The sequence below is a fragment of the Bacteroides sp. AM44-19 genome (assembly GCF_003603395.1).
Classification (GTDB): domain Bacteria; phylum Bacteroidota; class Bacteroidia; order Bacteroidales; family Bacteroidaceae; genus Bacteroides; species Bacteroides uniformis.
The window spans coordinates 1-14428 of record NZ_QTNB01000002.1 but is presented as its reverse complement, the minus strand read 5'-3'; the positions used below and the strand labels follow the sequence as shown (position 1 = coordinate 14428).

Annotated in this window: 15 protein-coding genes; 2 read left to right on the top strand and 13 right to left on the bottom strand. The window is 46.7% G+C overall.

The features are described 5' to 3' along the window. Positions 1–43: 43 nt before the first annotated feature. Positions 44–2140 (top strand): DNA primase, encoded by a 2097-nt coding sequence (dnaG, locus tag DW947_RS04625; RefSeq protein WP_057255821.1) that lies wholly within the window; start codon positions 44–46, stop codon positions 2138–2140. 22 nt (positions 2141–2162) lie between these two features. On the opposite strand, the gene folE is transcribed toward dnaG, so the two are convergent. The 13 genes from folE to DW947_RS04560 form a co-directional block, all read right to left on the bottom strand. After that, positions 2163–2750 carry a GTP cyclohydrolase I FolE gene (gene folE, locus DW947_RS04620; protein ID WP_005829983.1) on the bottom strand — a complete coding sequence of 196 codons (588 nt, stop codon included), beginning with the start codon at positions 2748–2750 and terminating at the stop codon, positions 2163–2165. A 9-nt stretch (positions 2751–2759) separates the two neighbouring features. Then, entirely contained in the window at positions 2760–3218 is a 459-nt protein-coding gene (locus tag DW947_RS04615) for an SPOR domain-containing protein (RefSeq protein ID WP_005829980.1), read from the bottom strand. 101 nt (positions 3219–3319) lie between these two features. After that, on the bottom strand, positions 3320–4075 hold the full coding sequence (gene tpiA, locus DW947_RS04610; RefSeq protein WP_005829974.1) for a triose-phosphate isomerase: 756 nt from the start codon (positions 4073–4075) through the stop codon (positions 3320–3322). Between the two features lie 65 nt (positions 4076–4140). Then, complete coding sequence (locus DW947_RS04605) at positions 4141–5433, bottom strand: BT_3928 family protein (protein WP_005829971.1); 1293 nt, start codon at positions 5431–5433, stop codon at positions 4141–4143. Then, on the bottom strand, positions 5423–5965 hold the full coding sequence (locus DW947_RS04600; protein ID WP_005829969.1) for a DUF1599 domain-containing protein: 543 nt from the start codon (positions 5963–5965) through the stop codon (positions 5423–5425). The genes DW947_RS04605 and DW947_RS04600 overlap by 11 nt, the downstream gene beginning before the upstream one ends. A 109-nt stretch (positions 5966–6074) precedes the next feature. After that, positions 6075–6944, bottom strand: coding sequence for a M23 family metallopeptidase (locus tag DW947_RS04595; protein ID WP_005837478.1), 870 nt, complete (start codon positions 6942–6944; stop codon positions 6075–6077). A gap of 269 nt (positions 6945–7213) precedes the next feature. Further along, positions 7214–9310, bottom strand: coding sequence for an ATP-dependent DNA helicase RecG (recG, locus tag DW947_RS04590; RefSeq protein ID WP_005829964.1), 2097 nt, complete (start codon positions 9308–9310; stop codon positions 7214–7216). Further along, complete coding sequence (locus DW947_RS04585) at positions 9298–9972, bottom strand: 2-C-methyl-D-erythritol 4-phosphate cytidylyltransferase (RefSeq protein WP_005829961.1); 675 nt, start codon at positions 9970–9972, stop codon at positions 9298–9300. The genes recG and DW947_RS04585 overlap by 13 nt, the downstream gene beginning before the upstream one ends. A 48-nt stretch (positions 9973–10020) precedes the next feature. After that, the gene (locus DW947_RS04580) at positions 10021–10575 is read right to left on the bottom strand and encodes a DJ-1 family glyoxalase III (protein WP_005829959.1); all 555 of its coding nucleotides are present in this window, start codon (positions 10573–10575) and stop codon (positions 10021–10023) included. Positions 10576–10589: 14 nt separating this feature from the next. Next, the gene (locus DW947_RS04575) at positions 10590–11408 is read right to left on the bottom strand and encodes a TonB family protein (protein ID WP_005829957.1); all 819 of its coding nucleotides are present in this window, start codon (positions 11406–11408) and stop codon (positions 10590–10592) included. Between the two features lie 34 nt (positions 11409–11442). After that, the gene (locus tag DW947_RS04570; protein ID WP_005833355.1) at positions 11443–11853 is read right to left on the bottom strand and encodes an ExbD/TolR family protein; all 411 of its coding nucleotides are present in this window, start codon (positions 11851–11853) and stop codon (positions 11443–11445) included. 34 nt (positions 11854–11887) lie between these two features. Further along, positions 11888–12604 (bottom strand): MotA/TolQ/ExbB proton channel family protein, encoded by a 717-nt coding sequence (locus tag DW947_RS04565; RefSeq protein ID WP_005829951.1) that lies wholly within the window; start codon positions 12602–12604, stop codon positions 11888–11890. Next, positions 12604–13317: a pyridoxine 5'-phosphate synthase gene (locus DW947_RS04560; protein WP_005829949.1), complete on the bottom strand. Its 714-nt coding sequence runs from the start codon at positions 13315–13317 to the stop codon at positions 12604–12606. The genes DW947_RS04565 and DW947_RS04560 overlap by 1 nt, the downstream gene beginning before the upstream one ends. Positions 13318–13421: 104 nt before the next feature. Here DW947_RS04560 and DW947_RS04555 point away from each other — a divergent pair, with 104 nt between their 5' ends. Continuing rightward, a complete protein-coding gene (locus DW947_RS04555; protein ID WP_005829945.1) occupies positions 13422–14291 on the top strand; it encodes an NAD kinase in 870 nt (289 codons plus the stop codon). Positions 14292–14428 lie beyond the last annotated feature (137 nt).

Sequence of the window (14428 nt, the reverse complement as noted above, 5' to 3'; positions counted from 1 at the left end):
CCAAGAAATATCATGTACTTTTGCACAAGTTAGAAAAGAGACAATGATAGACCAACCCACCATAGACCGCATACTTGATGCCGCACAGATATACGATGTCGTATCAGACTTTGTCACCCTGCGCAAACGCGGTGTGAACTATGTAGGTCTGTGCCCTTTCCACGATGACAAAACCCCTTCCTTCTATGTATCCCCCGCCAAAGGGCTCTGCAAGTGTTTTGCCTGCGGAAAAGGAGGAAATGCAGTGCATTTCATCATGGAGCACGAACAGATGTCTTATCCTGAGGCGCTGAAATATCTCGCAAAAAAATACGGCATTGAAATCAAAGAACGCGAACTATCCAGCGAGGAGAAGATAGCACAGAGCGAACGGGAAAGCCTCTTCATTGTGAACAACTTTGCCCGTGACTACTTCCAGAATATCCTAAAGAACCACGTAGACGGACGGAGTATCGGCATGGCCTATTTCCGCAGCCGCGGCTTCCGGGATGACATCATCGAGAAGTTCCAGTTGGGCTATTGTACCGAGAGCCACGATGCCCTTGCCCAGGAAGCTTTGAAAAAAGGCTATAAAAAGGATTATCTTGTCAAGACCGGCCTCTGCTACGAGACGGACGACCACCGACTGCGCGACCGCTTCTGGGGGCGGGTCATCTTTCCGGTACACACTCTCTCCGGTAAGGTGGTGGCTTTCGGGGGACGTGTGCTTGCCGGCGCCACCAAAGGCGTCAAGGTGAAGTACGTCAACTCGCCTGAATCGGAGATTTACCATAAAAGCAATGAACTGTACGGCATATATTTTGCCAAACAAGCCATTGTGAAACAAGACCGTTGTTTTCTGGTCGAAGGTTATACAGACGTCATTTCCATGCACCAATCGGGCATAGAGAATGTGGTTGCCTCTTCGGGCACAGCATTGACATCCGGACAAATCCGGATGATTCATCGTTTCACCAACAATATGACAGTGCTCTACGACGGTGATGCTGCCGGTATAAAGGCTTCTATCCGAGGTATTGATATGTTGCTGGAAGAAGGCATGAACGTCAAAGTCTGCCTCCTGCCCGATGGTGACGACCCGGACTCCTTTGCCCGCAAACACAATGCGACGGAGTTCCAGGCCTTCATACAAGAGAATGAAACGGACTTTATCCGCTTCAAAACCAATCTGTTGCTGGAAGATGCTGGAAAAGACCCCATCAAGCGTGCCGAGCTTATAGGAAACCTTGTGCAAAGCATTTCCATCATTCCCGAAGCCATTGTGCGTGATGTCTATATCAAGGAGTGCGCCCAATTATTGCACGTAGAAGACAAACTGCTGGTTTCTGAGGTTGCCAAGCGTCGAGAAAAGCAAGCCGAGCAACAAGCTGAGCGAGCAGAACGTGAGCGTCGGTCGGCCAATGCCGCAAGAGCCAATGCAGAAGCGGAGGTCAATGGCAGTCATACTGCAGCTACCAGCCCCGACGCACAACAAGCTGGCTATCCGTCCCAATCACTGCCTGCCGGTCTCCCTTCCGAAACACCTCCACCTTTTCCACCCGAGGAAGAATATGTATCCTTCATCCCGCAGGAGGGCAAGGAGGGCCAGGAGTTCTATAAATACGAACGACTTATTCTGAAGATGGTAGTGCTCTATGGTGAGCGGGTGATGTGCAATGTCACCAATGAAGAGGGGCAGGAAACCCCTATCACTGTAACTGAATATATAGTCAATGATTTAAAAGAAGACGAACTTGCCTTCCACAATCCGCTTCACCGGCAAATCCTGACAGAGGCTGCCGAACGTATCCACAATGAGGGTTTTACCGCCGAACGGTATTTTGTGGCGCATCCCGACCCCGTCATCAGCAAGCTGAGTGTGGAGCTTATCAGCAACCGCTATCAGTTAAGGAAATCACAGATAGAACAAATGGTGACGGACGAAGAACGCCTCTATGAGCTAATTCCACGGTTAATGATAAACTTCAAATATGCCATCGTCTGCGAAGAATTGAAGCATACCCTATTTGCGTTACAGAACCCTGCCATAGCCAATGATGAAACCCAGTGTAACAGCATCATGGAGCGCTACAACGAATTGAACAAAGTAAAAAGCATCATGGCAAAGCGGCTGGGAGACAGAGTCATCCTGAATTTTTAAATTCAATTCGGGGAGTTCTCCGTCAAGAATTATGCCTGATTAAATTCATAAATTCCTCGCGGGTCTTCGCTTGGTTGAATGCTCCGGTAAAATCGGATGTAGTGGTAATGGAGTTCTGTTTCTCTACTCCGCGCATCTGCATGCACATGTGTTTGGCTTCCACAACAACCATAACCCCCAGCGGATTCAGCGTCTCCTGAATACACTCTTTTATTTGGAGAGTCATACGTTCCTGCACTTGCAGGCGGTGAGAGAAAATATCCACTACGCGGGCTATCTTGCTCAGTCCGGTAATGTAGCCGTTAGGAATATATGCCACATGTGCCTTTCCGTAGAAGGGAAGCATGTGATGTTCGCAAAGCGAGAAGAAATCAATGTCTTTCACAATCACCATCTGACTGTATTCTTCTTGAAACTTGGCTGAACGGAGTACCTCGTGCGGGTCCATATGATACCCTTTCGTCAACGACAACATGGCCTTCGCCACCCGTTCAGGTGTCTTCTGCAAACCTTCACGTCCGGCATCTTCACCCAACAGAGTAAGGATGCGGTGATAATGTTCCTTCAATTCATCTAATGAAGGAGATACAATTTCTTCTTTTCCTAACATGATAATTCTTTATAAGGGGATGTTTATCTGCTCTTTCACGATAGAAACTTCCTTGAATACACCAGTAGCCCGCAACTGACGCATCATGGCATCCGCTTCTTCGATACTGCGGAAATCTCCTGCACGGCACAGCCAACGGGGGGGATTGAAAGAGGTATAAACTGTAAGTTCGGGAAAATGTTCCTTGATGCGGGTAGCTACCGCATAAGCTTCGTTCTTGGCCTGACGGGTATTATTCCCTGCATAAACTTGTATGCGGTAACCCGAACTTTTAATCACTTTCTGCTCATCCGAACCGGCAGGAACATACTCCGAACCTATCAATGCCGCAATGCGTGCATCTTGATGGATAGTCACCTTGCCTTGTCCCGGCACATTACGTTCCAGGCTTTTCACAATATTATTCTGCGCTACAGAAATCGTTGCAAAAGCGAAACATGCAACTAAAAGTAAACCAAGCTTTTTCATGAGTCAATATCTTTATATAACGGAAAATGGAAAGCTGAAAATGGAAAACAGTTATGCAGATACGACATGCAATCCATTTTCAACTTTCAGCTTTCAACTATTTAATTAAAGGCATCGATGATACCCTTGAAGTCAGAAACCTTCAAAGCAGCACCACCAATCAGACCGCCGTCAACATCCGGGTTGGCAAACAGTTCCTTTGCATTAGAAGGCTTACAGCTGCCACCATAAAGGATAGAGCAGTTGTCAGCAATTTCCTTACCATACTTTTCAGCAATCAAGGAACGGATGAAAGCGTGGATTTCCTGTGCTTGTTCTGCAGTAGCAGTCTTACCGGTACCGATAGCCCAAACCGGCTCGTAAGCCAAAATAATCTTAGAGAAATCTTCGGCAGACAAAGAGAATACAGAAGCCAGCTGAGCGGCTACCACTTCATTCTGCTTGTTTGCTTCGCGTTCTTCCAGTACCTCACCGATACAGAAAATCGGAGTCAGACCGTTAGCCAAAGCCAATTTTACTTTTTCTTCCAGAATAGCAACTGTTTCACCATAGTAAGCACGACGTTCAGAGTGACCCAGAATGACATATTTTGCACCAGTAGAAGCAACCATAGCAGCTGATACTTCGCCGGTATATGCGCCTGACTCCTTGTCTGCACAGTTTTCTGCACCTACACCAATCTTGGCAGCGTCTACCAAAGGAGTAACAGATGCCAGGTGGATAAACGGAGTACAGATGATTACATCACAGTTAGGCTTTTCGTTAGCCAATGTTTCATTCAGTTCTTTTGCAAGAGCAATACCCTCTTGGAGGGTTTTGTTCATTTTCCAGTTTCCTGCAACAATGTTTTTTCTCATTTTGTTTTATTATTAAAAGGGTTAATGTATTTACTATTTGACAATTTACTATTTACTATTTGATACTATTGTTGTCTGAGGCGTTGTTTCTCCCGGCGCCTTACGACTAAAATATCGACACAAAGCACCATCATCAGAGGAAGGATGAACCACAGCAACACATAGCCTATTGTTTGTAAGTCACTTTCCTGCTTCTGCTTGCCCAATTCCAACTTGTCCAGGCTATCGGTCAGCACATATTCATCAGGCAGCCGGTTGTCACTCCACTTATTCAAAATTGTTCCGTCCTTTACCAACAGCAAACCGGGATTTGAACGGATAATGGTCTTCAGCGTAATATCATCTGTCTGGCAGAAAGGGTATTCCGCTCCAGTCTTGTCACGCCACAATTCTATCTCGTCTTCCGGAGATGAAGTCAAGGCATAAAAGCCATAACCATGCTCCACACTGTAATCGTATATTTCATTGATAAGGTCGATGTTACTGTCGTCCGCTCCTTCTATCCGATGGGCAACCAGCAGAAACGTATATCCTTTATCCGACAGTACGCTGTCCGTTATATCTTCCCATGTATCCAGACTCATCATGGAAAAATCATGAATGGGAGGTTCATAACCTTTTTCCTTCAGTATCGTACGCGATTCTACAAACGTCCATGTACTGTCCGGATAGTTGTCCAATGTAAATTCCTGACGCTTTCCTCCTTTTTCCAAAATGAACCGGCTTTCAAACACACTTGGTTTAGCACCTTCCGGAATTTCCATGCCCGCCTTGATATTCGCTCCAATTCTGTAAGGTCGGAAATCAAGTATCGGCAAATTCTCCAGGCAATAGAAGGACAACGCAAACACAAATAGAAACGTATACATGGAAATCATCCACTCCATCTTCGGAGTAATGAAACGCACCAGTAAATCCTGCCACTTGAATACAGATACTGCCGCCACCAACAATACTACGTTCTTGCCGAAAGTCTGCCAATTGGTCAATATCCACGCATCACCGAAGCATCCGCAGTCGGATACCGGATTCGCCAAAGCCAGATAAAGTGTTAGCGGAGTCATTACAACCATCAGCAATAATGCCAATACAGATGCCACCTTCCGGCGTATACCCAAAAACAAGAAAACACCTACACTGAACTCTATGGCAGACAACGCTATCCCTACCAGCAAGGGCGCATAAGAAGGAAACCAGGAAATCATGCCGAAAGCCGTCAGGTAATCTTGAATTTTATAGAAGAAACCCAACGGATCAACAGCTTTCACAAATCCGGAAAATATGAACAAAGCCCCCAGCAGAAAACGGCAGAGGTTCACCCAAACTTTCCCGACAATATGTTTCTTGTCAATCTCCAAATTCAATCTTAATTAAGCCGAATACGGAATAGTTAATCATATCCATATAATTGGCATCAATACCTTCCGAAACCAAAGTCTCCCCGGACAAGCTTTCAATCTGCTTTGTCCGGTAAATCTTCATCAATATCAAATCCGTATACGAACTGATACGCATACTACGCCAAGCCTCATCATAATCATGATTTTTGGCAAGCATCAACTCCAAAGAGGTTTTGGCATATTTGTCATACAGCACCAATGCCTCTTCATTGGTCATATCGGCAGCTTCGGCATAACCAAGTTCCAACTGTATCAGCCCTACAATTCCATAGTTGACAATAGCTATGAATTCAGAACGGATGCCTTCGTCTACCAAAGTCACCCCTTTCGTTTCAATACTTCTGATACGGTTGGCTTTGATGAATATCTGATCTGTTACGGAAGACGGACGAAGAATGCGCCACGCCGGACCGTAATCATGAAGTTTCTTAGAGAACAAGTCACGGCAAACCGCAATGACATGTTCAAATTGTTGCTTGGTATCTTTCATTTCCTTTTTTCACAGTGCGCTGCAAAGATAGGAATAATTAAAGAAAAAGAAAAAGAGGGCACTCTAAAATCTATTAAAGTACCCTCTTCTATAGAGATTGTTTACGTTTTTATGAGCAGCGCAATACTTGTCCCGGTCTCAGGATTGTTTTACGCGTAATTCTGTTCAGTTTGCAAAGCTTGTCGATGGAGGTTCCCTGACGTGCTGCAATCCGTCCCAATGTGTCTCCCTTCTTTACCTTATAGAACAGACCTTCACCCGATGCCATGCTACGCGCCGTACCGGAAGAGCCTTTTGTCTTATGGAAAGTATAGGAATCAGCTACGATATCCTGCTTTTCAAAATCAAACATAAGCGCAGGATTGATGGGAATACCCAAGAAACGGGTTTCAAAGTGAAGGTGTGAACCGGTAGAACGTCCGGTATTTCCTCCCAATGCAATCGGTTCGCCGGCTTTTACCAACTGGTTTGTATCAACTAATTGTTTAGACAAGTGTCCGTAAACTGTTTCCAAGCCATTGTCGTGACGAATAACGACGTATTTGCCGTATCCACGACGACCTTGATTCTTGACAACGCGTACTTTTCCATCAAAAGCCGCACGGATTGTATCGCCTACATACACCTTGATATCCAAACCATAATGAGCTCTTCTTCTCCGGGGACGGTAACCGAATACATCTGTGATACGGGTATTGGGAGTAGGCATACAAAAACCGGTCAAATCAAATGTATAGCTCTCAGGCACAATCGCATTGCCATAGGCTTGTACGAATTCGTTATTCCAGTTGGGATACAAATCCAAACCCGGATACAATGATTGTTCCGCACGTATCTGTTTTTGCAAAGCCAGTGAATCTACACTCTTAAGTTTTCTGTCGATGGGGGCCTGGCGGGCAATCAGGTCTTGCGAGAAAGAATTCAAGCTAACCATTGCCGTCGCAGCCAATAAAGCAGTTTTTATCCAATTAAAATTCATCCGTTTCGTCATTCATTTTGATATCCGTTGCAAGCATCTCGGCAAATCAAACACCACTTGTTCTACGCGAATATCCAGATTGATTTTCAAAAATTCTCCCAAAGGTAACATTTCTCTCTGAAAAACGACATCAGTCATTAACTATTTTTTCGAAGAGGAGGAAACTGTAAAGCTCGCAAAGATGTCTTAATCCCCTATAGATAGGAGATTTACAAGCAAACATGTTTTACAACATAAAATGCAATAAAAGTGCATGTTTAACCGTTTTTTCAGCTAATGGCAGCCCAATTAACGTTCGTTTTTCTCAACGCTTTCAGTTGTCGCCACAAGACCTCGTTCTCAGGCAACATGCCATGTGGATCTGCATCCACCACCGTTTGCGCTACTTCACGGACATATTGCAGCAGTTGTCCGTCACGGGCTATATCGGCAATCTTCAGATCGAAAGCAATGCCGCTCTGCTGTGTCCCTTCCAAATCTCCAGGACCACGCAGTTTCAAGTCTGCTTCCGCTATTTCAAAGCCGTCATTAGTCCGCACCATTATCTCCAAACGCTTCCTTGTATCCTCCGCCAACTTGTAGCCGGTAACCAGGATACAATAGGACTGGTCAGCTCCACGTCCTACACGTCCCCGAAGCTGATGAAGCTGGGACAGCCCGAAACGCTCGGCGTTCTCAATCACCATCACCGAAGCATTGGGCACATTTACACCTACCTCAATCACGGTGGTAGCCACCATTATCTGTGCCTCGCCGGATACGAACAATTGCATCTGAGCATCCTTTTCAGCAGGTTTCATCTTTCCATGTACCTTGCAAACCCTACACTCGGGAAACTCTTCACAAACATGCAGATACCCTTCTTCAAGATTCTTCAAGTCAATCTTTTCGCTTTCCTTAATCAGCGGGTAGACAATATAGACCTGCCGGCCTTCGGCAATCTGCTTGTGCATGGACTGATACAAGCTTATCCGACGGCTATCAAACTGATGAAGAGTGACAATCGGTTTACGTCCGGGAGGCAATTCATCGATGACAGACACATCCAAATCGCCATAAAGCGTCATTGCCAATGTACGGGGAATCGGGGTTGCCGTCATCACCAATACATGGGGAGGCTGCACATTCTTTGTCCACAACCGTGCCCGTTGGGCCACACCGAAACGATGCTGCTCGTCAATCACAACCAAACCGAGCGAAGCAAAATTCACCGTATCTTCAATGACGGCATGGGTACCTATCAGTATATGTATGTCTCCCGTCAACAAACCGGCAAGGATAGCTTCGCGCCGCTTGCCCTTAACAGAACCGGTCAACAGTTCCACACGTACCTCCATTCCATACAGCAGCTCACGGATGGTTTCATAGTGCTGGTTTGCCAAAATCTCGGTAGGTGCCATCATGCATGCCTGAAAGCCATTATCGAGCGCCATCAACATACTCATCAGTGCGACAAGCGTCTTTCCACTTCCCACATCCCCTTGCAGCAAGCGGTTCATCTGCTTTCCTGAGCCTACATCCTTACGGATTTCCTTCAATACCCGCTTCTGTGCATTGGTCAGTTCAAAAGGAAGATTACGGGAGTAGAAAGTATTAAACACTTCGCCCACCCTTTCAAAAATATAACCGCGATATTTCCGCTGACGGTCTTTTGCATACCTCAGGATATTCAACTGTACGTAAAAAAGCTCCTCAAACTTCAGGCGATACTGTGCCTTACGCAATAAATCCGGATTAGCGGGAAAGTGTATATTGACCAAAGCTTCCGTCAACGGCATCAGATGATGCTCGGCAAGTATAGCGGGAGAAAGGGTCTCGGGCAACGGCTCACGCAACTGCTGCACCACCGTATTCATCATCTTCTCGATGGCATGCGAATTGAGAGAACTCCGTTTCATCTTTTCAGTCGTATTATAATAAGGTTGTAACCCCATGGACGACAATTTCAAATCCGAAGCAGAGTCTATATCCGGATGAGCCATATTTATTCTACCATTGAAGAAGGTCGGTTTTCCGAACACAATATATTCCTGATGCACTTTATACTTCCCTACCAAATATTTGATGCCCTGGAACCAAACCAGGTCCACTACCCCCGTACCGTCCGAGAAATGAGCTATCAGCCTGCGCTGGCGCCCTTCTCCAGCCGTCTCAAAACTTAGTATTTCACCTTTCAGCTGAATATAGGGCATCGTCCCATCAATCTCCTGAATATAATAAATCCGACTGCGGTCTACATATTTATATGGAAAGTAATATAGCAAATCGTGCAAGGAGTAAATGCCCAATTCCTTATTGAGCACCGAAGCACGCTGCGGCCCGACGCCCGACAAATATTTTATGTCACGCGTGGCTAAATCGAACATGAACCTATCAGAGCTGTGGCTATTTTTAAATCAAAAGGAGTGGTTATTTTAATGTTTTCCCGGTTTCCCGGCGTCAAAAAGACAGATACGCCCAATGCTTCCACCACAGAAGCATCATCGGTAAAATGGGGTGTATAGGGCTGCTCGTATGCCGCTTTCAGCAGTTCCGCATCAAAAACCTGGGGAGTCTGCACCAATCTATAATCATCCCTGCCGACAGTCACACTGCCTTTCCCTCCCATACGGCGAACGGTCTCCACCACACCTATTACCGGAACCACAGCCTTTTTCCCGGCAGCCAAGTCATAACAGCGTGCAATCACTTCCCGGGCTACGAATGGACGTACCCCATCGTGCACACCGACCAAAGCAGGTGTCTTGACCAAAGCCAAACCGTTCTTTACGGAGTGGAACCGCGTCTCCCCTCCATCTGCAATGGCATGCGGCAATGAAAAACAGTACTCCCTGCACAGCTGCCTCCAGTAATCCTGCTGGCTGTGGGGAAGCACCAATATTATCCGTATCTCAGCATTGTAGTCATAAAACGCCTCCAGAGTGCGCATCAAAACAGGTTTCCCCCCTATCGGGAGAAACTGTTTGGGGAGTTCGGTCCCCATGCGCAAGCCCTTGCCACCGGCAACAATCAGAGCATACTGAACCATTTATGATTTATGATTTATGATTTATGATTTATGATTTATGATTTTAAATCATAAATCCGTTACGCACATAGCTTCTTTCAGTTCCTGCACCTTCTCTTTGCCTTGCAACAGCTCCACTACGGCCAATGCAAACTCCATGGCAGCGCCCGGTCCTTTACCAGTGATGATATTGCCGTCTCTTTCTACCGGAGCACCCGTACATTCGGCACCTTCCAAATACTGTTCAAAGCCGGGATAGCAAGTAGCCTTCTTGCCTTTCAGCAATCCCAGCTTACCCAATACCATAGGAGCCGCACAAATAGCAGCAATCGGTTTCTGCTCTTGGGCAAAACGCAGTACCAGATTACGCAGTTCTCCACACTTCTCCAAAGTGGACGCACCCGGCATACCGCCAGGCAATAATACAAGCTCTGCATCAAAGAAGTCGCAGTTCACTACATTCTTATCGCACAAGACCGGAACATCGTGTGCTCCCGTCACTATTTCATCAGGGGTTACCGTCACCATTTCTACGTTCAGTCCGGCGCGTCTCATCACATCCACAGAAGTAAAAGCTTCTATTTCTTCAAATCCGTCGGCAAAAAAAACATAAACTGTACCCATAATTGTTCCTCCTCTTATTTTAGATTAAAATAATACGTTATTGTTCCCGTCTGATTGTTCAAGCCGCTTACCGCATTGAAACGGGCTTTCTTGGCAGCATCCTCTGCCGCTTTCCGCAATGCGGGATTGACGGTATTGGTCTGGCGGTTGATGCTGGTTGCTATCACATGTCCGGCAGGGTTCACTGTGATGGTCACCACAACCCTACCTTCATCCTGCACATTATATACCGGCCGCGGCAATCCGCCCTCACCAAGAGAACGTCCGCCCAAATTAAACGAGCCGTAGCCTCCCGTACCCGAAGTGGCTCCGGACGGAGCATTTCCCGTAGGACTTCCTTGAATACCTTCGCCTTCCGTATCGCCTTTACTACCCATTTGGGCACCTTTGCCAAAAGCGCCAGCTACCCGTTTACGGGCAGCTTCCTCGGCTTCCTTACGTTCCCGTTCGGCTTTTGCCGCTGCCAGTTTGCGGGCCTCTTCCGCTTTTTCGGCTTCCGTCTTTTCCGGTTTCTTCACCTCCTCCTTTTTCTTGGGTTCGGCTTTGGGCTTTATGGCAACGGTTTCTTCAGTTTCCTGCGTAATGATGTCCTGCTCCACCGTTTCCTGCACCTGAGGAGCGGTTTCCTCCGGCATGACATCCACCTTTACTAAAGAAGGGTCGGCAGCGCCCAGTGCATCGGGCACCTCTCCCAGCATAACGGGTACACCGCCTTCTTCCGAGGGTTCCGGCGGTGTGAATCCTACCAGTATCAGAAGGGCAATAATGGCAACATGCACCACAAGTGCACCTGCCATACCTATATATTTTCCTTTCTTCTTCCGATTCACCATTGCATTTACAATTTAGCCATGTACAATGTACGATTTAGTTTTCCGGTGGTCGTGTAGCCAGCACCATCTTGAATTTATTCTCGTTTGCAATGTTCAGCACCTTCACGATTTCCCGGTAAGGCACTGTTTCGTCAGCATACAAAGCTATATACATTTCAGGCTCCCTCTCCGCACACGATTGTAGGAAAGGAGTCAATTCTTCAAGCGTCAGAGACAGTTCCTTGTCATTGCCAAAAGCAGCATAATAATTCAGATTCTTATCTATGATGACTCTTGTCAAAGGCTTTGCAGAAGTCTGTTGCTTTCCCTGCGGCAGCAGTACCTTGATAGCATTGGGCGATACCATGGTAGATGTTATCATAAAGAAAATCAGCAGCAGGAAAATCAGGTCCGTCATGGACGCCATACTGAAATTGGGTGATATTTTAGCTCTACGTTTTAACACGCCTTTAAGTTTTAATTCTTAATTCTTTAATTAATCATTTCGCCGGTTCGTTCAACAAATCCATGAATGCCATTGTCTTGGCTTCCATCTTGTTGACCACGCCATCTATCAATGTCACCAGGTAATTGTAGGCAAACATAGCTATGATACCGACTATCAAACCGCCCACCGTAGTAATCATCGCCTCATAAATACCACCGGAAAGCAACGTTATATCAATATTATTTCCGGCATTTGCCATTTGCCAAAATGCACGTACCATACCCGTCACCGTGCCAAGGAAGCCTAGCATAGGAGCGCCACCGGAAATCGTGGCCATAATCGTCATTCCCTTCTCCAGTTTGGCAACCTCAATATTACCCACATTCTCGATGGCAGCCTGCACATCGTTCACCGGGCGTCCCAAACGGCTGATACCCTTTTCAATCATACGGGCCGAGGGAGTATCCACACTGCGACAATAAGCAATGGCAGCTTTCAATTCCCCACCCAAAATATAATCCTTTATCTTATCCATGAACTGGGGGTCTTCTTTCCCCGCCTTCCGGATAACATAGTTGCGTTCGAACAAGATGTAAAAGCAAAGTACGGACATCAAGCCCAGGACAACCATAATCCAGCCGCCCTTGACGGCCATGCTCCATAAGTTCATTTCGTCGGAAGCGTTTACTTGTGTCAGTACCGGATTGGCACCTGCAATAGAGTCAGTCAGTGCCGGAGCCACTTGGGCCAATAACAACATTACATTCATCAGCGAAGACAGTTTTTATATTCCTTGACCGTACGCTCCAATCCCAGATACAGCGCGTCACTAATCAGCGCATGCCCGATGGACACCTCGTCCAGCCACGGAATGTTTTGATAAAAATAATTCAGATTCACCAGGCTCAGGTCATGTCCGGCATTCAGCCCCAGGCCTAAGCTGCGGGCCACCTTGGCAGCCTCGACAAAAGGAGCTACAGCCGCTTCCCGTCCTTTGGGATAAGCCGTAGCATAAGGTTCCGTATATAGCTCCACGCGGTCGGCACCGGCTTTGGCAGCATATTCTATCATTTCGGCATCGGTGGAAACAAATACGGAAGTACGGATACCAGCATTGTTGAACTCATCCAACACTTCGTTCAAGAAGTCAAAATGGGTCTTGGTATCCCAGCCTGCGTTTGAAGTCAGCTGTGTAGGGCTGTCGGGCACCAAAGTTACCTGATGCGGTTTCACCTTCAAGACCAAATCCATAAATTCGGGTGCAGGATACCCCTCGATATTGAACTCTGTCCGCAGCAACGGCCGCAAATCATATACATCCTTACGGCGGATATGCCTCTCGTCAGGACGGGGATGCACCGTAATGCCATCAGCACCAAAGTCTTCACAATCCAGCGCTACCTTCACAACATTCGGGACATCACCTCCACGGGCATTGCGCAGCGTTGCCACCTTATTTATATTAACGCTTAATCTAGTCATAATTCGGTTTATAGTTTGGGACAAAAGTACAAATAATAGTTATATATTGGCAGCATTCTGAGAAAAAAATAGCATCTTTGCACTTCAATCCAACAGAATTGATTATGAAATTTGCCATATTCGGAAATACCTACCAAGCAAAGAAATCCTCGCATGCAGAAAACCTCTTCCGGTTGCTCGGACAGCATAATGCACAGCTCTGCATCTGCCGGGAATTCCATCACTTCCTGACTGCCGATTTACATTTAAACATACCTGACGCCGAATTGTTTGACGGAGATGATTTCTGTGCCGACATGGTTATCAGCATCGGTGGCGACGGCACTTTCCTAAAAGCAGCCAGCCGTGTAGGAAAGAAGAATATCCCCATATTGGGCATCAATACCGGCCGGCTGGGTTTCCTTGCCGACATCTCACCGGAAGAGATGGAAGAGACCTTCGATGAAATCTACAATAATCACTATAAGGTGGAAGAGCGTAGTGTACTGCAACTGAGGTGCGACGATGAACGCTTGATGCAATCCCCTTACGCCCTCAATGAGATAGCCGTATTGAAGCGGGACAGTTCGTCCATGATCAGTATCCACGCCGCCATCAATGGCGCTCCGTTGACCACTTATCAAGCTGACGGCCTGGTTATCTCCACACCTACCGGTTCCACCGCCTACTCACTCAGCGTCGGCGGTCCGGTCATTGTGCCCCACAGTAAAACCATCGCCATCACCCCGGTGGCTCCACACAGCCTCAACGTCCGTCCCATCGTCATTTGTGACGACTGGGAAATTACACTTGATGTGGAAAGCCGCAGCCACAACTTCTTGGTTGCCATCGACGGCCGTAGCGAGTCCTGCAAAGAAACGACCCGGTTGCACATCTCACGTGCCGACTATAGCATAAAGGTAGTGAAACGGTTCAACCATATTTTCTTTGATACCCTTCGCAATAAACTAATGTGGGGGGCGGACATCAGATAAGCCTATATCACTTCATTCACTCCAGCAGGATAACCTATTCACTCCAGCAGGATAACTTATTTACCTCAGTGGGGAACTCCATTTTGTCTTATCCTGATATAGGTAGACACATTTACAAACTAATAAATGTGTTACTA